The sequence below is a fragment of the Leptospira noumeaensis genome (assembly GCF_004770765.1).
Taxonomy (GTDB): Bacteria; Spirochaetota; Leptospiria; order Leptospirales; family Leptospiraceae; genus Leptospira_A; species Leptospira_A noumeaensis.
Genome location: NZ_RQFK01000009.1, coordinates 138,662 through 159,896, shown reverse-complemented (window position 1 = coordinate 159,896; position 21,235 = coordinate 138,662). Strand labels below are relative to the sequence as shown.

At 38.3% G+C, this 21,235-nt stretch carries 21 protein-coding genes; 7 read left to right on the top strand and 14 right to left on the bottom strand.

Annotated elements, in window-relative coordinates:
• Positions 1-5 precede the first annotated feature (5 nt).
• Entirely contained in the window at positions 6-1,196 is a 1,191-nt protein-coding gene (gene mnmC1 / locus EHQ24_RS02415; RefSeq protein WP_135600107.1) for an FAD-dependent 5-carboxymethylaminomethyl-2-thiouridine(34) oxidoreductase MnmC1, read from the top strand.
• Here mnmC1 and lpxK read toward each other — a convergent pair.
• Both lpxK and hisE read right to left on the bottom strand, forming a co-directional pair.
• Positions 1,135-2,223: a tetraacyldisaccharide 4'-kinase gene (gene lpxK, locus EHQ24_RS02410; RefSeq protein WP_135600106.1), complete on the bottom strand. Its 1,089-nt coding sequence runs from the start codon at positions 2,221-2,223 to the stop codon at positions 1,135-1,137. The two genes, mnmC1 and lpxK, sit on opposite strands and share 62 nt — an antisense overlap.
• A gap of 27 nt (positions 2,224-2,250) precedes the next feature.
• Positions 2,251-2,529, bottom strand: coding sequence for a phosphoribosyl-ATP diphosphatase (gene hisE, locus EHQ24_RS02405; protein ID WP_135600105.1), 279 nt, complete (start codon positions 2,527-2,529; stop codon positions 2,251-2,253).
• Positions 2,530-2,626: 97 nt separating this feature from the next.
• Between hisE and EHQ24_RS02400 the strand changes: the two genes are divergently transcribed.
• Positions 2,627-3,448, top strand: a complete 822-nt coding sequence (locus EHQ24_RS02400) for a thioredoxin fold domain-containing protein (RefSeq protein ID WP_135600104.1) — start codon at positions 2,627-2,629, stop codon at positions 3,446-3,448.
• Between the two features lie 43 nt (positions 3,449-3,491).
• Here EHQ24_RS02400 and EHQ24_RS02395 read toward each other — a convergent pair whose 3' ends face one another.
• The 4 genes from EHQ24_RS02395 to EHQ24_RS02380 are packed head-to-tail and all read right to left on the bottom strand — an operon-like array spanning position 3,492 to position 7,068.
• The gene (locus tag EHQ24_RS02395) at positions 3,492-4,796 is read right to left on the bottom strand and encodes a UDP-glucose dehydrogenase family protein (protein WP_135600103.1); all 1,305 of its coding nucleotides are present in this window, start codon (positions 4,794-4,796) and stop codon (positions 3,492-3,494) included.
• Between the two features lie 45 nt (positions 4,797-4,841).
• Positions 4,842-6,041, bottom strand: a complete 1,200-nt coding sequence (locus EHQ24_RS02390) for an ABC transporter ATP-binding protein (protein WP_135600102.1) — start codon at positions 6,039-6,041, stop codon at positions 4,842-4,844.
• Positions 6,042-6,046: 5 nt separating this feature from the next.
• Positions 6,047-6,796 carry an ABC transporter permease gene (locus EHQ24_RS02385; RefSeq protein ID WP_135600101.1) on the bottom strand — a complete coding sequence of 250 codons (750 nt, stop codon included), beginning with the start codon at positions 6,794-6,796 and terminating at the stop codon, positions 6,047-6,049.
• Positions 6,797-6,852: 56 nt separating this feature from the next.
• Entirely contained in the window at positions 6,853-7,068 is a 216-nt protein-coding gene (locus EHQ24_RS02380) for an LIC12298 family protein (RefSeq protein WP_135600100.1), read from the bottom strand.
• Between the two features lie 303 nt (positions 7,069-7,371).
• Between EHQ24_RS02380 and EHQ24_RS02375 the strand changes: the two genes are divergently transcribed.
• On the top strand, positions 7,372-8,943 hold the full coding sequence (locus tag EHQ24_RS02375; protein ID WP_135600099.1) for a hypothetical protein: 1,572 nt from the start codon (positions 7,372-7,374) through the stop codon (positions 8,941-8,943).
• On the opposite strand, the gene EHQ24_RS02370 is transcribed toward EHQ24_RS02375, so the two are convergent.
• From EHQ24_RS02370 to EHQ24_RS02335, 8 genes are all read right to left on the bottom strand, one after another.
• Positions 8,940-9,437, bottom strand: coding sequence for an LIC_11959 family protein (locus EHQ24_RS02370; protein WP_135600098.1), 498 nt, complete (start codon positions 9,435-9,437; stop codon positions 8,940-8,942). The genes EHQ24_RS02375 and EHQ24_RS02370 overlap by 4 nt on opposite strands.
• On the bottom strand, positions 9,434-10,381 hold the full coding sequence (locus tag EHQ24_RS02365) for a HEAT repeat domain-containing protein (RefSeq protein ID WP_244310273.1): 948 nt from the start codon (positions 10,379-10,381) through the stop codon (positions 9,434-9,436). The genes EHQ24_RS02370 and EHQ24_RS02365 overlap by 4 nt, the downstream gene beginning before the upstream one ends.
• Positions 10,382-10,496: 115 nt before the next feature.
• On the bottom strand, positions 10,497-10,964 hold the full coding sequence (locus tag EHQ24_RS02360) for a response regulator (RefSeq protein WP_135600097.1): 468 nt from the start codon (positions 10,962-10,964) through the stop codon (positions 10,497-10,499).
• Between the two features lie 49 nt (positions 10,965-11,013).
• On the bottom strand, positions 11,014-13,527 hold the full coding sequence (locus EHQ24_RS02355) for a glycogen/starch/alpha-glucan phosphorylase (RefSeq protein WP_135600096.1): 2,514 nt from the start codon (positions 13,525-13,527) through the stop codon (positions 11,014-11,016).
• A gap of 51 nt (positions 13,528-13,578) precedes the next feature.
• A complete protein-coding gene (locus EHQ24_RS02350) occupies positions 13,579-14,043 on the bottom strand; it encodes a DUF192 domain-containing protein (RefSeq protein ID WP_135600236.1) in 465 nt (154 codons plus the stop codon).
• A 3-nt stretch (positions 14,044-14,046) separates the two neighbouring features.
• Positions 14,047-14,823, bottom strand: coding sequence for an enoyl-CoA hydratase-related protein (locus EHQ24_RS02345; protein ID WP_425270064.1), 777 nt, complete (start codon positions 14,821-14,823; stop codon positions 14,047-14,049).
• A gap of 5 nt (positions 14,824-14,828) precedes the next feature.
• Complete coding sequence (locus EHQ24_RS02340) at positions 14,829-16,196, bottom strand: PP2C family protein-serine/threonine phosphatase (RefSeq protein WP_135600094.1); 1,368 nt, start codon at positions 16,194-16,196, stop codon at positions 14,829-14,831.
• Complete coding sequence (locus EHQ24_RS02335; RefSeq protein WP_135600093.1) at positions 16,197-16,538, bottom strand: hypothetical protein; 342 nt, start codon at positions 16,536-16,538, stop codon at positions 16,197-16,199.
• 19 nt (positions 16,539-16,557) lie between these two features.
• On the opposite strand from EHQ24_RS02335, the gene EHQ24_RS02330 reads away from it, so the two are divergent.
• The 4 genes from EHQ24_RS02330 (at position 16,558) to EHQ24_RS02315 (ending at position 21,232) form a co-directional block, all read left to right on the top strand.
• Positions 16,558-17,583: a hypothetical protein gene (locus EHQ24_RS02330; protein WP_135600092.1), complete on the top strand. Its 1,026-nt coding sequence runs from the start codon at positions 16,558-16,560 to the stop codon at positions 17,581-17,583.
• Positions 17,543-18,871, top strand: a complete 1,329-nt coding sequence (locus tag EHQ24_RS02325) for a hypothetical protein (protein WP_135600091.1) — start codon at positions 17,543-17,545, stop codon at positions 18,869-18,871. The genes EHQ24_RS02330 and EHQ24_RS02325 overlap by 41 nt, the downstream gene beginning before the upstream one ends.
• A 99-nt stretch (positions 18,872-18,970) precedes the next feature.
• Positions 18,971-20,719 (top strand): HAMP domain-containing methyl-accepting chemotaxis protein, encoded by a 1,749-nt coding sequence (locus tag EHQ24_RS02320; protein ID WP_135600090.1) that lies wholly within the window; start codon positions 18,971-18,973, stop codon positions 20,717-20,719.
• 9 nt (positions 20,720-20,728) lie between these two features.
• Positions 20,729-21,232, top strand: a complete 504-nt coding sequence (locus EHQ24_RS02315; protein WP_135600089.1) for a chemotaxis protein CheW — start codon at positions 20,729-20,731, stop codon at positions 21,230-21,232.
• Positions 21,233-21,235 lie beyond the last annotated feature (3 nt).

Here is a 21,235-nt window from a genome sequence, read left to right as displayed (position 1 = left end):
TCCAAATGAAGAAAAAAGAGAGAACTGCCATCGTTGTTGGAGCAGGGATTGCGGGTGTTAGTATTTGCCTTGCTCTAAAAAAAAGAAATATACAAACCATTTTAATTGATTCCGAATCGGAACCTGCAAAACACGCCAGTGGAAATCCGATAGGTGTTGTTTACCCTTTCCTCACAAAACACAAAACAGCTGAATCGGAATTTTCTCTACAAGCATTTATGTATTTTTTATCCATTTGGGAGGATTTAGGTTTAGAATCACTAGTTCCCCATGTAGATGGAATTTATTTCCTTTTAGAAAAGGACGAGTCTTATGATCGTTATTCCCATGCCCTCCGCTCTCATCAAATTTTAAATCATATAGCAGAAGAAAGTTTAGAACCGGTCTCTGGCATCAGATCCCTTTTTTTTCCAAAAGGAAAATCTTTATCTCCGAAAGACCTTACCAAACAAATATTAATTTTAGCGAACCCGGAAACAAAATTCAACTGTCAGTTAACTAAGTGGCAACAATCTGAAAATGGAAAGATCCTTTGCCAAACAACGGATGGTGAACTTTATTGTGATTATCTTTTTTTAAGCCAAGGGTATCAATTTGCGGAGGATCCAAATTCCAAATGGTTGCCTTTAAAAAAAGTTCGAGGACAGATCTTACAGATCCCCAAACAAAACCAAACAAATAGACATGGAATTTTATATGGAGATTACATCACAGCACCCATCCAAGGTTACCAAGTTTTAGGGGCCAGCTATGACGAGTTCAAACTGGAAGAGGAACCAAGACCGCAAGAATCTGAAACTCTTTGGAAGGAAATGGTTCAAAAATTACCAACACTTGTTGCAGATTGGAATCTACCTAACGCTCGCTTGTTGCCAACGAGAGTCAGTTATAGAACACAATCACAGGATCGTGGCCCAGTGCTTGGGAAATTGCCAGATATTTCCAAAATAGATCTCACAATCAAATACCAAAATTTACTGAAAAAAGATGGGAAACAAATGAAAATCCCTTATTTTGAAAATGTGGGAATACTCAACGGACTTGGATCAAGGGGTCTCACCCACTCTTTATTTGCCGCAGAGATTTTAGTCTCTTCCATGTTTTCAGAACCGGATGTTGTGCAGGAAAGGATTTTTAAGTCTTTGAAACCAGATCGTTTTTTACTTCGTATGTGGAAACGAGACCAGCTAACATAGACTTCAACTGATTTTCTTCTGTGACTGAGACTTGGATGAGTAAAAGTAACACCTTCGTTTTTTTTCTCTTAAGGTCTTCCTGGAAATCTTTATGTGTTCGTAATTTGATCCAATCTTTCTCCGTAGTAACCAATATTTCATCAGGCAAAATTTCTTTTGATAAAGAAGACAATACAGATTCATTAAATTCAAAATGATCAGGAAAAAATTTTGTTCGAATGGAATCCGTTAACAAAGTAGTTTTTGCTGTTTCATAAACATGTTTGGGATTGCCTACCCCTGTGACTAAAAAGTATTGGGAGTCCAATTGCGGGATGAATGGAATTTGTTCTAAATCATTGTGGATTTGTAATTCTACCACAGAGGATTCAAACTGAGAAAAATAAATCGGAACATGAGGAACTATTTTTTTCAATTCAGAATTATATTTTAGTAAACCCGTTTTGTTTTGATTCGTGATTTTGGTAAATAGAATCGCATTGGCTCTTTTGATATGATCGGCCGGTTCTCTTAACAAACCAAGAGGTAAGGTAAATCCATTCCCTAAGGGAGAGTTTGCATCAAGTAATACAAAATCGAAATCGCGGTGTAAGGCCTTGTGTTGGAAACCATCATCTAAAATCACAATATGTTTTTTTGATTGGATTTGGTTGTGCAAAAGAAATGATTTTTTTCTATTTCTACCAATGATCACTTGTACGTCAGGAAACATTTCTTTGTGTTGGCTTGGTTCATCCCCATATAAATTCGGAGAGCGGCCATCGGTAAGAATGGCCCCTTCTTTACTTTTTTCTGCTTTATAACCACGAGACAAAATTGTTATCGCATAACCTGGGCAAGTTTGTTTGAAAAACCTTACCAGATATTGGACAAAAGGAGTTTTACCTGTCCCCCCTACAGTTAAATTTCCCACACTGATGACGAGAACATTGGGTAAAGTAAAGGAGGTTGTCTCTTTCTGTTGCCACCAAAATAAAAACTGGTACAACAAACTCAGAGGATAAAACAAATAGAGTAATAACTTCATTTAAGTTTCCATTGGGAAACCATTAGATTAACTGTGGCGTTTTTCTAATTCTTTGGCGATGGTAGAAAGACTAATTCCTTTTTCTACCATAAGAACTTCTAAATGAAAGATTAAGTCGGCAATTTCGTGAACCAATTCTTTTTCATTGGGATTTTTCGCAGCAATGATGACTTCACCTGCTTCTTCGCCAATTTTTTTTAGGATGCGGTCAACCCCGTCACGAAAGAGTTCTGCAGTATAAGACTTTTCAGGCAATTCTTCCTTACGTTTGCGGAGTAACTCTTCCAATTTCAGTAAAAATTCCATAATTTGACCTTCTATCGACCATGGAAAAGGGCCAATCCATTTCGAAAAAGCGAAAATTGACTATTCAAAACAAAGGAATAACATTAAGATTTAAGTGATGGTGCGTAAGTTTTTTCCACTTTTTTTCCTTCTTTTCACTACTGCCTTGTTTTCCGAGTCTCCCTGGGGCGGATCCATCCAAAAAGGTTTCGAAACGGCAAAACAAGACAAAAAATTTATCATCGTAGATGTTTTTGCCGATTGGTGCACTTACTGTTTGGTTTTAGAAAAGGAAATTTTTCCCGATCCAGAAGTCAGCCGGATTTTAGATAACTTCGTCAGAGTTCGGTTAGATGGTGAAGAATTCCCCAACTTTCGAAAAAAATACAATATCGAAGGATACCCCACAATTCTTTTTCTAGATGGGGATGGAAACTATGTAACAAAGATTTCGGGACTGGCAACCAAAGAAGACATTCTAGGAATATCCAAAAGAATTCTCCAAGAACAAAATATAGAATCGTACCTCAAAACAGAACTTAGGCGAAATGTAAATAGTCCAGACATCCATTTTCGATTGGGTTTAATCTATTTCCAAAAAAAAGACTTTGAAAAAGCGGAAATCCAATTCACCGAAGCGGTCCAAAAATCTAAAAACCTACCCGTAATCAAAGAGAACGCACATTTTAACTTAAACTTAGCAAAATCCATCCACGGATCCAAAGAATCCGCAGCCAATTCATGGAAAGAATTTTTAGAAGTCTACCCCTCATCTACCCACAAAACAACCGCTAAATTATATTATGGGTTAACTTTAAAAGATGCTGGAGAATCGAAGTTAGCTAAATCGGTTTTACTAGAAATTAAACCCCAACTAACAACTGATTCGGACAAATCCATGTGCAATGCAGCTTTGTCCGAAATTGAGAGAGGTTTTTAAACCAACCAAACACTAGTTTGGTAATCCGGTTGGTTTAAAACAATTATCTGTTTCCGATAGAATAATAGGTAAAACCTAACTCATTCATTAGAGTTGGTTTGTATTGATTTCTTCCATCAAACACCAAAGGGCTTTTAAGAAGGCTTTTGATTTTGTTAAAATCAGGTTCTCTAAATTCGCGCCACTCTGTTAAAAGTAACATAGCATCGGCACCTTGTAGAGCTGAATATGCATCCTTTTTATATTCTACTTTACCATCAAAATAATACTTTGAAGTTTCCATAGATGCTGGATCAAAAACTTGAATTTTGGCACCATTTTTATGTAATTCATAAATGAGCGGAATTGATGGAGCTTCACGCATATCATCTGTTCCTGGTTTGAATGACAAACCCCAGATTCCAAAAGTTTTACCTTTCATATCTGTGGATTTAAAGTGTTCAAAAATTTTATCAGTCAAACGAGTTTTTTGTTTTTCGTTTACATCTTCCACGGATTGAATGATATGCATTGGAGCTTTTACTTCCTCTGCTGTGCGAAGGAGTGCTCTTACATCTTTAGGGAAACAAGATCCACCGTATCCAATCCCCGCGTATAAAAACTGGCGACCAATTCTTGAATCGGTTCCCATTCCTTTTCGAACGTCATCGTAATTAGCACCAACGGCATCACATAAATTTGCAATTTCGTTTACGAAGGAAATTTTTGTCGCAAGGAAAGCGTTACATGCATATTTCGTAAGTTCCGCAGAACGAATGCTCATGGTGATGATCGGGTTTCCATTCAAAACAAATGGAGAATAAAGCTCGCTCATTTTTTTAGCCGCTAGTTCTGATTCAGCGCCAATCACCACTCTTTCTGGTCGCATAAAATCTTCGATGGCCGCACCTTCTTTTAAAAATTCCGGATTCGAAACAACATCAAACGGGTGTTTTGTGTTTTTTGCAACAATAGCCTTCACTTGGTCGGCAGTTCCCACGGGAACCGTTGATTTATCTACAATGATTTTATAACCATTCATTGTTTTACCAACTTCTTCTGCTACGGCAAAAACAAATCGTAAATCAGCAGAACCATTATCTGAGGTTGGAGTGCCAACTGCGATAAACACAAATTCAGAAGTTTCGACACCTTCTTTTAAGGAAGTAGTAAATTTAAGTCTTCCCTCTTTGTGATTTCTTTCTACAAGTTCAGAAAGTCCTGGTTCGTAGATAGGAATGATCCCTTGTTTGAGATCACTTATTTTTTTTTCATCTTTATCAATACAAATGACTTCATTTCCATATTCAGCAAAACAAGTACCTGCAACAAGGCCTACATATCCGGTTCCGACCACACAAACTTTCATAGGATTTCCAGAATTTAGATTTTTCCTTTGATGGAAACTGTTTTTCTAGTCGGATTTGGTTTCGGAGGTATAGAGAAATTCTGTGGGGAGATGGCAAAGACCTACAAATTTTTGGATTTTCCCTCGTTCTACTTCAAAATCCAAAACCGATTCCCCCCAAAAATAACTCCCTTCCAGATGGGATTCCCCTTTGTGGATGGAAACTCCCAAACTGTATTTCCCTTCAGCAAATTGGATGGGGAATTGGAATTCGACCACCGAACGTTCGCCTTCTTTAATTACAAGATTGGGTTTTCCCAGATGGTGGGAGTTTGTCCCAAAAATTCGAATTCCTTTTTCACTATCAATATGGAAACCGATAGTTCCTTCTGTAACCTGTTTGGTAGATTGGAATTCGATTCGGAGTGTGGCCAAATCCCCTAGGAAATGATGACGAGATTCTAATCCTTTCGAATTTTTAAGAAAAATATGAATGTCTTTTATGGATTCTGAATGAGAAAAAGAGGAAGGTTCCGAACTACCAGCTAACACATGCATGTATTCTTCAATAGCTTCTTTGGGACCACCATCAAATAACAAATTTCCTTTGTTTAAAAGGATAACTCTTGTGCAAAAATAGGAGATGAGTCCAAGATCATGGCTCACAACCAAAATACAAGATCCAAGGTTTGAAAATTCTTTGATTCTTTTTAGGCATTTTTGTTGGAAACTTGCATCCCCAACAGCCAAGGCTTCATCTACAATTAAAATCTCAGGTCGTTTCGCAGTGGCAAGGCTAAAGCCAAGTCGCATCGCCATTCCCGAACTATAATTTTTTAATGGAGTGTTACGAAAATCCTGTAACTCAGCAAACTCAAATATGGAGTCTGTTAGTTCTCTGATCTCTTTGGGTTTGTATCCCCATACCAGTCCATTGTAATAAACATTTTCTTCGCCAGAAAGTTCCGGATTAAAACCAACACTGAGTTCTAAAAGAGCTCGCACCGATCCATTAACAAAGAGACTTCCTTTGTCTTTTCTGATCACTCCGGTAATCAGTTTCAAAAGAGTCGATTTACCGGCCCCATTTCTACCGATGATTCCTAATATTTCGCCTGAACCTACTTTTAAGTTTAAACTTTGTAATGCGGTGAATTTAGAATCAATTCCAAAGTATCCAAAACTGAGGCCAGTTAAGATTCGTTTCCAAGGTTTGGAAAATCCATGATAGTCCTTAGAAAGATTTTCTAAAACAACTGAAGCCATGAAATTTAAAGATGATCCAAAATCACTGATTGGAATTTACGTTTGGCAAGTAAATAAATCAGGAAAAAGGAAAACAAAAATGGTAAAATCTGAATCCAATCAAACTGAGGTGTGAAACCAGTAATGACAGAACTACGAAATACATCCAAAGGTATGGTAAATGGATTTAGTCCATTCCACTCTTTTAAATAACCGGTGGGATAATATAAAACAGGGATTCCCCAGAAAATTAATTGGCTCGCCAAACGAATCAAAGGTGAAATATCCTTTAATAAAATATTCAACCGAGAAAGATAGTGTAAGAGTAACATCAAATACAATCCGGACAAAATTAGAACGAGATAACCAAGAACAACCCCTGAGAGATTTAATTTCCCTGAATAAGCCAAATAGATAAAAACAGGGATGGATGTAACAAGGCTATGGATGAGGAATTGGACAAACGGTATCCATAAAAATAAATCAATCCCAAGACTGGAACGTTTTAACAAAGTTCGGTTATCCGTAAGGATACCGGTGCCTCTCACCAAAAGTTCCTGGATGGGAATCCAATAGAGAAGCCCTGTCAAAAGATAGGCAGTGAAGTCTTCCTGTGTGGAGGGGGTTTTTAAATTGAGCACTAGAAAAACCAGTGCGTACATACTGATGAGCACTAAGTTCTGCAAAAACATCCAGGAAATGCCTAAAAAGGATCCTGCATATTGCAGTGCATAGTCACGCCGAACGAGAGCCCAAAGTATGGATACTTTCTCCATACTTTGATTGTCGGCCTATGGCTTCTCGTTCTAGAACCAGAAGCCAGTATTTTGGTCTACATCCTCTTCAGGTTCATTTGGCCAAGGTCGGAGAGACTTGGGGACACCCACTCTCCTTTTTGAACCACTTCCCCTTGGAAGGCTTCCAGTAAATACTCTTCAAAGGTCTTCCCAGTTTGGTTCTGGGAAAATCCCTTTTTCGGACCTTGCCCTGTGAGGCCTTGGTCCTTGTGGCGGTTGTAAGCGGGTTGTTGGATGGATCGAACGATCATAGGTTTTTCCTCCCCGTCATCATGTTAGACGACATAAAACAAAAAATAATACCAATAATATACTAAACGCTTGTTTACACTACTTAACATTTGAGAAGTTAAGTCAATATTTTTTTCACGTTTTTATCGGTTTCTATATATAAATTTAGCATTCCCCTGGGACAAAACCCGCACCCAAGCGTATTTTTTTTGAATGGGAGGATTAGAATATGTCCCTTTTCCAAAAAAAGCAACTGGATTGAGGGCAAAAAAACAAAATTTCAGACCTCCATCCTGGTGGATTGGCAGAAAATTGGGGTAATTTTGTGGATTTGTCTCGTACAGACTTTGTATGCTGTAGAAAAAAAGCCTGACCAAGTTTCCGTCACAGAACTTTTAGCGGCAGGATTTCCTCCCCATCTGGCCGCTGCCTGGAAAGAAAAAGCCAAACAACCACCTGAAAATTTTTTAAAATGGAAAAAATCTCTCCAAGGAAAGGATGCGGCTCTTGTTTCTAAGGTTTGGAAACAAAAACAAATTTCCCTTTATCCAGACAAACCTTCATTCACCGAAAAAAGAAATTCCAAGTTTCCGTTTGGCTCAAAAACAAATAAAAACCAAAACCATTCCCAGAATTCTCCACCAAAGGATACAAAAGGGAATCCACCATTTTCGAAAAACACGAACGATCCGCCATTGGAACTTTTTTTTGGAATGAGTTACCAAAACCTAGATGTCCGGTATTTACCCGCCAAAGAAAAAAATCACTCCTCAGTTTATCTCGGCGGACGGGCCAAAGGACAGATTTGGATCTTAGAAAAACGAGATGAAGATTTTTCTTACGGGACAAACCTAACTTTCCAACAATTCCGATTCACTTCAGGGAACAGGTATAAACCCATTCCCCATTTTTATTTTGCCAAAGATCCAAACTTTTATTCACAATTGGAACGAACAGGATCTCCCCTCCCCCAACCCATTTTGTTTTCCAATTTTCTAGGCTACCGATTGTTATATGATAGTAAGGAATATGAATTTGGAATTTATCATGCCGATTCATTTTCTAAATACCCGGGGGTTTATTTTGTGTCACCAAACAAATCCTATTCGGGAGTTTGGTCGGGAGGAGATAACAAATCCAGTTTGTATGTGAATGATGTTTGGAATCCACAGAACTTAGGTTCACATAGAATCCAATCCGAATCCATATTCAACAAAAAAGAATCCGTTGGATTTGTTTATTTAAAATCAGAATCCACAGAAAAAAACTTTTTTTTGGATGCTACCGTATACCGAGATTCACCTTTACTCTATGGGATGGTATCACCGGAAGAAGTAAGACCACAAATCCCACAAACCTTAGGTTATACAAGAATGAGTTTCCAACACTTGGTTGGATCTGAGTTCTTAAGTTCTATAGAAGGGCACCGGTATGAAAGTGGAAGGTCAGGATTTTTTCCCTGTTTTGTCAGTGAATGGGGAAATTTAATTTATAGATATAGAGAATACAATGAATCAGGAAACTACCAGTGGAATGAGATAGGAAGAGCTGCATTTTATGAATGGAGAAAAGAAAAAGCTATAGTCTCAATAGGCTTTGAATCCAGAGAAAACGGAGGGCAATGGGAAGGGAAATTGGCAATCCCCATTGGAACCGGAAATTTACTAGAGTTAAGTGGAATTTTTAGAGAAGGCCAACCCAAAACAAGAGCTTGGTTTGAAAACTGGACCTACGCCACCGATTTTAATATCAACTTAACCGACAGACAGGAAATCATCAAACTCAAATGGGTGAGTCCGTTTATATCACTCAACGTAAGTTATTCGGAAAAAGAAAACGATCCAAATCCTATTCTATTTATCAATTTTCAATTGTTACAAAAAATTGATTTTTAATAAAGAAGGTCATCGGTGCGGACTTCAATGTATTCAATTAACTTAAAAATGGGAACCGATTGTCTGTCAGAAAATTCTTTAGGATCTGCTGGGATTTTTTTAGGGGTAGGAAGAGAGGAACGTTTCCCCCTTTCATCCACAGAATAAAAATAATACCCAATCCAGTCCCCCTTCACTCGGTAAGGGTTTCCTGGAAATAGATCCTTCACAAAAAAATCTGCATCCAAATCAAATTTATTACGCCTATAACGGTAGTGAATTTCATCCCCGTTTAAGTCGTAGAAAACAACAAAATCACCTTGTTTCCCCTTAAAAAACAATTTCCATTCCAAGGGGAAAGTTCCCGTTTTTTGGAATTCCGTTTTTCCATCTAAAATTCTTTTTTCAGAACGAGAAATTGTTCCCGTATAACGTCCATTATCCTCTGCATCAATGGAAATTCCCGAAAATGCAAAAAGGAAAATCAGTAAAGAAGCGAATATTCTCCAATTCATTTGGGTTCTTCTTCTGGTTTTTCTTCCGTCGATTTTTCTTCCTCGGGAGCCGTTTCTTTTCCGTTGATTTGGTCTATGGCTTTTTTGGCTGCTTTTTGTACTTTTGGACTGGGGTCACGGTCACGTTTGTATTCTAATAATTCTAAAGCTTTGGGATCTTTTAAACTTCCCATAAATTCAATGGCACGAAGTCGCACCATACTATCATCATCACGAGCAAATTCATTTAGTTCTTGGAATACTTCTTTATCACCCATAGTGACAAGGGCACCAATGGCATAAATTTTTAAGGATTGGGCTTTTTTTGCATCCAACTTACCTGCAGTTTTTTTTAAGGAATCCAATAGTTCATATAACTTAGGTTTAGCGGTTTCTGATTTTAACTTTCCAAGTGTATTCATCGAATAACATCGTAAAGTTGTAGGTTGGATTTCGTCAAAAGCCACTTCCATCAGTGCTGATTCTGCCTCTGCATATAATACGGCACCAAAGTACAAAGCAATTTGGCCACGCATATCGGCATTGTTAAACTTTTCGCGAAATTTGGTTTCTAGAAAGGAGGCTGCAACCTTGCCATCTGGCAATTCACCAAGAGCACTGATATAAAGGCTGAGTGAATTGGAGTTTTTTGTAAAATCTTCCTTTTTTACTTTTTCAAGTAAGGGATTTGTTGCTTCTGCCAATTTCATTTTTTTTGCAGAAGTGACCGCTTGTTTGGCTACGTCTTCATTGGAATCTTCAAAAAGAGAAATGATGGTATCTTTATTTTCTTTTAAATCCAAATCACCAACGGTTCTTAAGAGGATTATTTTCATCCCCATATCTTTTTCTGTTTTTAATTGTTCTCCCACCAGTGTATAAAGGTCACCGGCGGTTTCTTTGGGAAAACGAGTTAATTCATATAACGCTTGTTTTCTTTCTTGGCTCGTTCCATAACGAATCATTTTAGAAAGGACTTCTTTTTTTTTGGCGATTTGTTCGGGACTTAGTTCTTTCTCCTTCCCAAAAACTTGTGAAAGAGAAAGAAAAATAAGCCCTAAGATGAGAAAATGTTTTTTACTACTGCCCAGATTCCAATTCGATGATGCGGCGGTTGAGGGCTTGGATGAGATGTTGGTTTTCCAAGTTTTGACGGAACTTATCCAGTAGGTCTTTAATGTCTTTGGAGAGTTCTTCAATATTCCAAGGTTTTTCGACATACCGACTGAGTCCCCCGTTATTAATGGCATAAATTGCCGAATCAAGTCCAGCCTGACCTGTCAGTAGGATTTTGATCGCATCGGGAGCGCGGTGGTGCACTTGTTCCAAAAATCGATCTCCCTTCATACCAGGCATCACTTGGTCAGAAACAATCAATTCTACGATGTCATTGCTACTGATGATTTCGTCGATGAGGGATAACGCTTCTTCGGCACTGCTGGCAGTCTCGACAATATGGGATTCGCCAAATCGAGCCAGAAGTTGTTCCGCAAGCGTCTCCAATACCGATACTTCATCATCGACACATATAATATAACCTTTACTCATTTGGAACCCTTTCCTTGGAACAATATAACCTTAGTTCTTTTATGTCGATTCAGTTTTGTGGCAATTTGTAGATAGTTTTGGGTGGAACTGTGTCAAGAAGGGGAACCTTCCAGATATCCTTCGCATATTCCCGAATGGTTCTGTCAGAGGAAAATTTACCAGACCGAGCCACATTTAGAATGGATTTTTTGGTCCAAGTGGTTTCGTCCAAATAATCTCTAGCAACCTGGTTTTGGGCCTCATCATAGGCACCAAAATCGGCCATGAGCAGGTAGTTGTCGGTATAAAAGAGGCTATCATATATGGGACCAAAGATCCCAGGTTCTCCCATAGAAAATAAATTCTCGCGGATCATGAGGAGCACTCTGTGAAGTTCGTCATTTTTACGAATGTAATCGGCGGGTTGGTATCCTGCTTCTTTCAAACGAAACACTTCTTCTGTATGAAGGCCAAAAATATAGATATTTTCAGGCCCCACCTCTTCCAAAATTTCCACGTTGGCACCATCCAAGGTTCCAATGGTTAAAGCCCCGTTTAATATAAATTTCATGTTACTTGTGCCGGATGCTTCTGTCCCGGCTGTCGAAATTTGTTCGGATAAATTACTACCAGGAATGATTCTTTCAGCTAAACTCACTCGGTAGTTCGGTATAAACACTACTTTTAATCTGTCTGCCACATCGGAATCGCGGTTGATCACCCAAGCCACATTATTAATGAGTTTGATGATGAGTTTGGCCATATAATAACCAGGAGCAGCTTTCCCACCAAAAATTACCGTACGAGGTGTTACTTCGCGAGATGGATTTTCTTTGATCCTTCTATACAAAGCAATGACTCTAAGGATATTTAAAAGTTGGCGTTTGTATTCATGAAACCGTTTGATTTGTACATCGATGAGTGATTTCGGATCGATAGAAATTCCTGTTTCACTTTTAATGAGTTTTGCCAGGTCTTCTTTGGCAGTTTGTTTTACCAGTCGCCAATCATTTTGGAAGTCCGCGTCATTCACAAAAGATTCCAATTTTTTTAGTTGGTAAAGGTCTGTTGTAAAATCATTTCCTATTCTTTTGGAGATTAAGTTCGCCAAACTTGGATTTGATTGGAGTAACCAACGACGTGGTGTGATTCCATTGGTTTTATTATTAAATTTTTCAGGGAAAACTTTGGTAAAGGCATGGAAAATTGTTTTTTTGATGAGTTCTGAATGTAACTCGGCAACTCCATTGACACGGTAAGAACCAATCACAGCCAAGTTTGCCATTCGGATTCGTTTTTCGTTTCCTTCCTCGATGATACTCACTTGCCTAATTTCTTCTTCTGACAATACGCTTTTGTTACGAACCTCAGTTAGAAACCGGTGGTTGATCTCATAAATAATTTCAAGATGTCTTGGTAAAAGTTTTTCAAAAAGTTCTACCCTCCAAGTTTCTAAAGCCTCTGGCAAAACAGTATGGTTGGTATAAGAAAATACCTTTGTGACAATCTCCCATGAAGTTTCCCAATCCATCTCTTCATTATCCAAAAAAATCCGCATCAGTTCAGCAATTCCGATGCTCGGATGGGTATCATTCAATTGGATGGCAATATAATTGGATAAATCTTTTAAATTAGGATTTGTTTCACGGTATTGGATCAAAATATCCTGGAGAGAAGCACAAACCATAAAGTATTGTTGTTTCAGCCTTAGCACCTTTCCTTGTTCGGTGGTGTCGTTCGGATACAAAACTTTCGAAATATTTTCTGAAATGGATTTATCTTGTACGGCTTTCATATAATCACCGTGGTTAAAATAATCTAAATTAAATTCTTCAGAAGATTTCGCTGCCCATAGCCTTAGGTAGTTCACCGTACTTGTGTTAAATCCTGGAATGGGATAATCGTGGGCAGAAGCAAGGACGGTTTCATCGGGAACCCAATCGTGTTCAATTTTCCCTTTGCCAGAAACACGGGTTTCCGTATGACCAAAAAAACCTACAGAAAAAGAGATGTCAGAACGAACCACTTCGTATGGAACACCGTCCGCATCCCAATGATCAGGCATTTCCAACTGACTTCCATTCGCAATGATTTGGTTAAAAATTCCGTAATCATAACGAATTCCGTATCCAAATCCAGGGACATTCAGTGTGGCCATAGAATCTAAAAAACAAGCTGCCAGCCTACCAAGTCCTCCGTTTCCAAGACCCGCATCTGTTTCAAACTCTAAAACATCGCTAAGTTCAAAACCTATCCCTCGAAGCATTGTTTGGATTGTTTCGTATAACCCAAGATTGATGAGGGCATTCATGAGAGTGCGACCCATCAGAAATTCTAATGAAAAATAAAACACTCGTTTGGGATTTTCATTCCGATAACGTTCATGTGTGACATTCAAACGATCGATTAAAAAATCTCGAATGGTGTGCCCAAGAGCCTTGTAAATATCTTCGTTTTTTAAATTGAATCTGTTTTTACCAATGGTATATTCCAGATGATGGGCAAATTGTTTTTCCATCGAAGCCAAGTCGGCTTTTTGTTCTTCTGATAAAAGGGTAATTAAACGAGGATTCGTGACAACCATGGTAAAAAATATGAACCATGGGTTTCAGAGATTCAAGTAAAAAGAAAAAAATTAATCTCGGGCAGAAACCTTCCGTTCTAATGTAAGGACAGCATCCTTTCCAATTTTGTGTTTTGCAAACCAACCTTGGTTGACTTCCAAAGCATACATCGCTGGTTTTCTTGAGTTATACACTTCTTCTGTTTGGTTGGGTTTCATATCGAATGATTCTAAAAGTCGCATATCTTCTGAAAAATAACCAATCGATAAAGGGATGAGAGTGTTTTTCATCCAAAAACTTAAATAATCGGGACGAGGAAAAACAAATAACATTCCTTCGTCGGCTCCAAGTTTGGTGCGGTACATCAGTCCTGTAGCCCTTGTTGAAGGAGTGTTAGCAACTTCTAATTTTAAAGCACGATCAGCCACACTTCCGAATAGAATCTCGGGAGTGTTTGTTTGAGACGGAAAGGATTCTGCTTGTTTGCAAAAAGAAACCGTTAGTAAAACAAATAGAATTCCAATCCGTGTTTTCATCATTTAACCTTTGAAGTTTGGTTTTCTTTTTTCAAGGAAGGCGGAAAGACCTTCTTTTGTTTCTTCGTCGGCAAACCTACCACCGAAAAGTTGTTTTTCCCATTCCAATCCACCATCCATATTGGTTTCCAATCCTTGGCGGATGGCAGTTTTTGCCGCCTTGATTGCGTTAGGCCCACGAGAAAGAATTGTCGATAGTGTTTTTTCTGATTCGTTTAGAAGTTCAGCAGGGTCAGTCACTTTATTAATTAGACCCAATCTGTATCCTTCCTCAGCTGAAATCATATCCCCAGATAAAATGAGTTCTGTGGCACGTCCCACTCCAATGAGTCTTGGAAGTCTTTGGGATCCGCCAAATCCAGGAAGTAAACCAAGAGTTACTTCTGGCAAACCTAACTTTGCAGAGGCAATCGCATAACGAATGTCACATGCCATGGCAAGTTCCATCCCGCCACCCAAACAAAATCCATTGATGGCAGCAAGGGAAATAAGATTTGATAGTTCCATCTTTCTAAATACGGTTTGTCCGAGTTCCGAAAAAGCCTGTCCTTCCCGAACATTAAACTCTTTCATTTTTGCAATGTCAGCTCCCGCAACAAAAGCTTTCCCTTCGCCCGTAAGAATGAAACCACGAACAGTATTGTTGGATTCTAGTTCATCAACCATGGCACCAATTTCTGTAATGACAACGTCGTTCAGTGCATTTAAGGCTTCAGGCCTTTTGATAGTGACCACTGCAAAATTGGATTTAATTTGGATATCTAAAAAAGACAAATGAATTCTCCTTATTCTTCTACTTCCAATATGAGAAACATGGTGTCATCTGAAAAACTATCCAGTCCGTAGTTGGATTTTAATTCATGTAAAAGATTGATTTCTAGTTCTTTAATGTTTGTACTCTGTCTATGTCGATTGAGAAGAGCAAGCAAACCTTCGGTTTCGAGACTATTCCCATTGGCATCTGTGGATTCAATGAGCCCATCTGTATAAATAAAAAAACGATCCCCAGGTGATATAGGCAAAGTTTTTTCTGCTATCGGTGGAATTTTGATATTAAATCCGAGAATCGCACCTTGGGTTTCTAACTCTTGGTATTCCTCGCCTTTGTGGGCTAAAATGAGATACGGATGACCTGCATTTCCTAAGGTTAATTTTTTTTCGATGAAGTCAAAAAAAAGATAAATTGCCGACGCATGGTATTTGTTTAAATCCTGAGCCAGACGGTCATCTAAATAATCCATCAATTTCGAAGGTGCTGTTTTGAAACGATAAGGAATGGTTGAAACAAGTACCTTCATGATGGAGGCAACCATCGCAGAAGAAATTCCATGTCCCGCAACATCGGTTAAAAACACTCCTACGTTTCCTTCCCGGAGTTGTACAAAATCAAAGAAGTCTCCTCCGATGACATTGGGACTTTTGCGATAATAAGTAAAAGCTAAGTTTGGAATTTTGATATTCCCAGGAAACAGTGCATCTTGTACTTTTTTTGCAAGTTCCAACTCGTGTAACATAAATCTTTTTTCTTCTGAAAGATTGTACATATCTGTTGTATCTTTTCGTTTGTTTAAAACAAAAACAGTACCAAGGGCTGCACTTCCCCAATACACTAAAATCAAAAAGTATTTACTAAAAAATGAAAACTGATCAGAAACAGAGGAAGGTAAATTAAAAATATAAATGATATGTAATACAGAAAAATAAAACGCACTGATGATACAAGCCTTGGGATCAAGCCTTGTGCTATACAAAAGAATGGGAAAAATAAAAGACATTAGATAGGAATTTAATAAATAAAAACTCCCATGGGATGGAAAGGAATGGATACCCAGAATAAAAACTACATACACGAGTCCATCACCTACAAATCCACTGAAGTAAATGACTTTCTGAATGGGAATGTTTCTAGTATAAAACTGTAAAAGTAAAAAAAGTCTAGCGATCGATACTCCAACCAAAAAAGGCAAAACATCCATCCGAATGTCTGAGAATGGTGGAGCGATTAGTAGGGAATAAACAATGATATGAGTGATAAAAATATAAAACGTATATTCTTTATCATAACGGGCTTCTACTAATTTTAAGATTTCCCATTCTGACTTTGTAGGTTTACGAAAGATTTCTTTAAAGTATAAATAAAACGAAGGTGCCAATCAGGGTTCTCCCCATACCAAAGTTTGGATCTCCGATCCATTCAAGGTGATGGTGAAAGGTTTTCCAGTATCCAAATACTTGTCCATTTGATTCGCAAGTTCGAAGGCTTTTTTCTCATCTTCCATACGGAAGAAAAAGGGGTGGGACAATGCTTTGTAATTGTAGGGAAATCTTTCGGAAACAATCAATGTGACACGAAAATGGTCTGGCCTTGATTCCAAAACAATATGAGAAACTTCCTTTCTAGTTAATATACGCACATCGGGACGTAAATTCCAAGGATTGATTTCAGCGAAAACGATTCCTGGCAAAAAAAAGCATAGACCGAGAAATCCTTTCATATAGAAATACAATCGGCAAATGAGATATAATCCTTACATCATATCCTTACTTCCTTTCCTTTTTTGGACATGTTCTCCTCCATCTTTCTCCCTACCTCTGAACCCTTATGCCGATTGGGCCAAAAACAATATCGGTTTACAAAGTAAAAACCTACCTTCCTTACAGGGGAAATGGAACACAAGAGTGTATCCTCTGGATCCAAAACGATTGGATACACTCATAGCAATCAACGCCATCGATGGAATCGAGGACATTCCAAAACCAACTAAAGATTTATCTTCTTGGAAATTTGAACTCGCAGAAATTCAAAAATCATTTCCAAAAGAAGTGAATGATCTTTTTGATTCGTTAGTATTTGGAATTTATTTTGTTACGGATTTAGGTTCCACAGGCCTTACTGGAATTGTAAGAGACAACAATGGCAAAGCGATTGGTGGGATTATTTTTTTAGATTCTGATTTGTTTGTCGATGGTGGCAATGATTGGGCATCTAAAAAAGAATCCACAGCCTTTCTTCCTTCTAAAGATCACTCCATTCAAATTCATTTGGATGATGATAATACCAAAGGATCTGCCATTCAATTCATAATATTACACGAGTTAGGCCATATTTTATCCATTACCAAGGGCCATGCTCCCGATTTTTCTGAAGAAAAAAGAGACTTTCGTAAGTTTCCTCTCTTTGATGGAATTTGGTGGTCAGAAACCTATTCCCCTTACGAAGCTACTTTTTTTCCAGAAAGAAACAAAATCAAATTCTATCAAAAAACACCAACCCTTAGTTTATTCCCAGAAGGTAAATTCCTCTATAAAAAACTTCAGAATACAGGTTTTGTATCTTTATATGCAGCGACCAATGCAGATGATACGTATGCAGAAGCATTTGCTGAATACGTACATGTGATTTTGTTAAAAAAAGATTATAAGGTCATCCTATCCACAGGTGCGAATTCGGAAGTATTATTACAAAATCCGATTACGAAAGAAGGAGGAAGGAGGTTTCGTGAAACATTCCAATCCATTCTTAAGAAACCAAACCCTTAGTTTTCTAATTTTAAATTTACTGTTTTCTTTGCAGGTACAATCAGAACCGAAACCGGAAGAAACAAAGTCTCTTATCGTAGAAACCAATACGGAAATTGTATCGGACTTTCTTTGGCGAGGAAACTCGTTTGTCGGAGAGTCACAAAGTCGAAGGAATGGTGCGGCCTACCAAAGTTTTACTTATGCCCCTGCCCTCCAACCTTCCGTCAATGTTTGGTCACCAGAAAAAAAATTCCAATGGTCACTCTTTGGTAATTTCCAGCTGACTAACCGTGATGATTTTGATTCCGACAAAAGGATTTTACAATCCAGACCGGGTGGTGTTGGCCCCTCCTATTTGGGTGAAGAAACAAAATTTTATGATCCCTATGGCCAAGACCCTTGTGTAGAATCCATACATCAAAAAATTTCTACCGGAAATACAGGCTCCGATCCCTGTTTAGGTTATAGTCCGAACCAAGGGTATGGACCCAAAAAAGAACCCAACGGAAACAAACGGGCGGATGGATTATTTTTTTCAATGAGTTATCATTTTGATCCTAGTTCCTTAGGAGAATTTTCTGTTGGGATTTGGTTTTATAATACATTTCAAAAAACGCCAAACTCCCTACTTTCACCAGGAACACAAAAACAAAATCCAACTGCATCCGGTGGAGCGAATAATACATTCAATACGAATAATCCTGATGCAATCAGTAGGCTTGTCTGGCATGAATACTTTGTACATTGGCAACTTCCTTTTTTAAAAAAAATCAAACCGACCATTTCATACTACACACAATACTCTACAGAAAACGGAGGACTCCTTGCCGGTAAAAATTATCTTTCGTTGAGTGGATCTTATACCTTCAGAGAAGATCAATTTTTTCGAATTATGCCTCATTTCAATCTTGGATATGCAATGGGAAATAATGCTGTGGACAATCGGTACGGAATCCAAGACATCACTACATCGACTTCCTTTTTCTTTGGTGATTTTTTTATAAAATTTGCACATATTTTCCGACCAGATTTATACCTTTGGGATACCAATAATTATTATGGGTATGCCGGTGGAGATCCTAACAAAGCGCATTGGAATCGTAGTGCAGAAGATGGGAAAGTCACCAATCCCTCTCGCGTTTATGGTGCGTACAATTCCTCAATTTTAAATTCCATAGAACAAATTGACACTGGGAATTCCCTAAGGGATGCTTATGTCAAAACTTTCCTACGAGAAGCCTATACCTTACAAAATATCCCTGCTCATTTATTCTATGTTAGTTTAGGTTATTCCAAAACATTTTAAACTCAATCTAAACTATCTAGATTTTTATTCTTTAATATTAGGAATGGCTTGACTAAAAGAAAACACGAAGTATATTTCCGTCCACCTCTAGGAAAAACTATGAAATGGATTCATGATTTAAAAATTCGGATCAAACTACTTTTGGCGTTTATGGTAACGATCTTACTGATGATCGTTGTTGCTAGTGCCAGTTTTTACTCGGCTCGTCAAATTTTAGCTTCACTTCACACCGTATTTGAAGACCGCGTGGTGCCAATCAGCCAGATCAAAGAAGTTTCCGATGCATACCTGATTGGCATCGTGGATTCAGCAAACAAGGTGCGAGCAAAAAAAATTACCGTTGAAGAAGCATTGGAATCCATTCGTGAATCCGAAACCAAAGCTGATGAAATTTGGAAAGTGTATTTAGGAACTTATTTAGTTCCTGAAGAAAAAGCGATCATCGATCAGATGGAAAAAGAATTTCCTCCTCTCAAAGCCGGTGTCAAACAATTAAAAATCTTACTCGAAACTAGAAATGAAGTGGAACTAGAAAAATTTGTGACAGTGGATATGTATCCCATCTTTGAACCACTCACACATCACTTAGATGATTTGATTCGAGTCCAACTCAAAGTGGCAAAAGAAGAATATCATAAGTCCGAAGAACAATTTGAAAGTTCCCTTGTGATTGTTTCTTCCGTTGTGATCCTTGCCTTTGTCCTTGTTTTTGTCATTGCTATCTTCTTTTCTGATTCGATTGCTGCCCCTATGAAAAAAATTGTGGAAGTGGCTCAAACAGTTTCCATTGGAGATTTGGATGTCGACTTAGATACGAAACACAAAAGGTCTGCCAACGGAATCACTCTAGAGGGCAACGAAATCCAACAACTTTCCCAAGCATTTATGGAACTTGTTTCCTTTATCAAAGAACGGGCCGAACATTTAGAACGCATTGCCAATTCTGATTTAAGTGCGGAAGTATCACTCAAATCAGAAAGGGATCAGTTAGGACTCAGTCTCAAACGAATGTTAATCAACTTATCGGATGTTGTAGAAAAGTTATATTTTACCTCCCAAGAAGTTGATTTAGGGGCACAACAATTAGCAGATGCCAGTACATCTTTATCTGAAGCAGCAAGTGAACAAGCAAGTGCAGTAGAAGAAATATCCGCCACACTTACAGAAATCAGTAACAGCTTTTTGGCAAATGCTGAAAATGCAGAAAGGATGACGGAATTCTCCGAATCAACCGCCAAACAAGCGATAGAAGGAAATTCAAAAATGAAAGATCTAGTTTCTGCTATGGGAGAAATTAGTAGTTCCTTTGACCAAATTTCAAAAATCAACAAAGTCATTAACGACATTGCCTTTCAAACGAATATCCTCGCTCTCAATGCTGCTGTAGAAGCTGCAAGGGCCGGCCAACATGGAAAAGGATTTGCAGTGGTGGCAGAAGAAGTCAGAAATTTAGCACAAAAAAGTGCCAATGCCGCTGATGAAACCACCCTTCTCATCGAATCTTCCATGAAAAAAGTAAAACTGGGAAATGAAGCTACTGAAAAAACTGCCGAGGTTCTTGGACAAATTTCAGAAAGTGCAGAAAACGTAAGTGAATTAACAAAGGGTTTAGCTCTTTCCATCCATGAGCAAAAGTCAGCTGTATTACAAATCACACAAGGGATTGATCAGGTAACAACCGTTACCTCTACTACGGCAGCCTCTGCCGAAGAAGTAGCTGCCTCGAGCGAAACTTTAAAACGCCAAGTCGAAATTATGCGATCAGTCATTATGGGTTTCAAACTCAAAGAGGAAGGTTCAAAATCCACTGCCCTCGCCCGAGTGGATAAACCTAGAATTATTTTGTAAGGCCAGATTATGAGTCAGACATTAAAGTCATGGGATTTGAATGCAGAAGAAGATACAATGAAAGATTTGTATCTTTGTTTTAGTCTCGAAGATAGAGATTATGCTTTTGAAGTCCGCCATCTAACAGAAATTCTAGCCCTTCCAGCAATCACAACCATTCCAGGAACCGCTCCTTTTTTAAGGGGAGTCATCAACATTCGTGGGAAAATCATTCCTGTTATGGATGTTCGGTTACGTTTTGATATTCCATTCAAAGCCTATCACGATAGAACTTGCGTTTTACTCATAGAACTAGATGGGTTACCGCTCGGACTCATTGTTGATAAAGTCAATGATGTGGTCAGAATCCCTGTAGAAAATATAGATTTAGCCCCAAAAATTGGTGAGTCCAGATCCTCTAGATTTATCTATGCCACTGGCCGTGTGGGAGAAAGTGTCAAAATTCTAATCAATTTACAAAGGTTACTCACACAAGAAGAATCACATTTGATTAAGGACATTCCGGGAAATTAATCC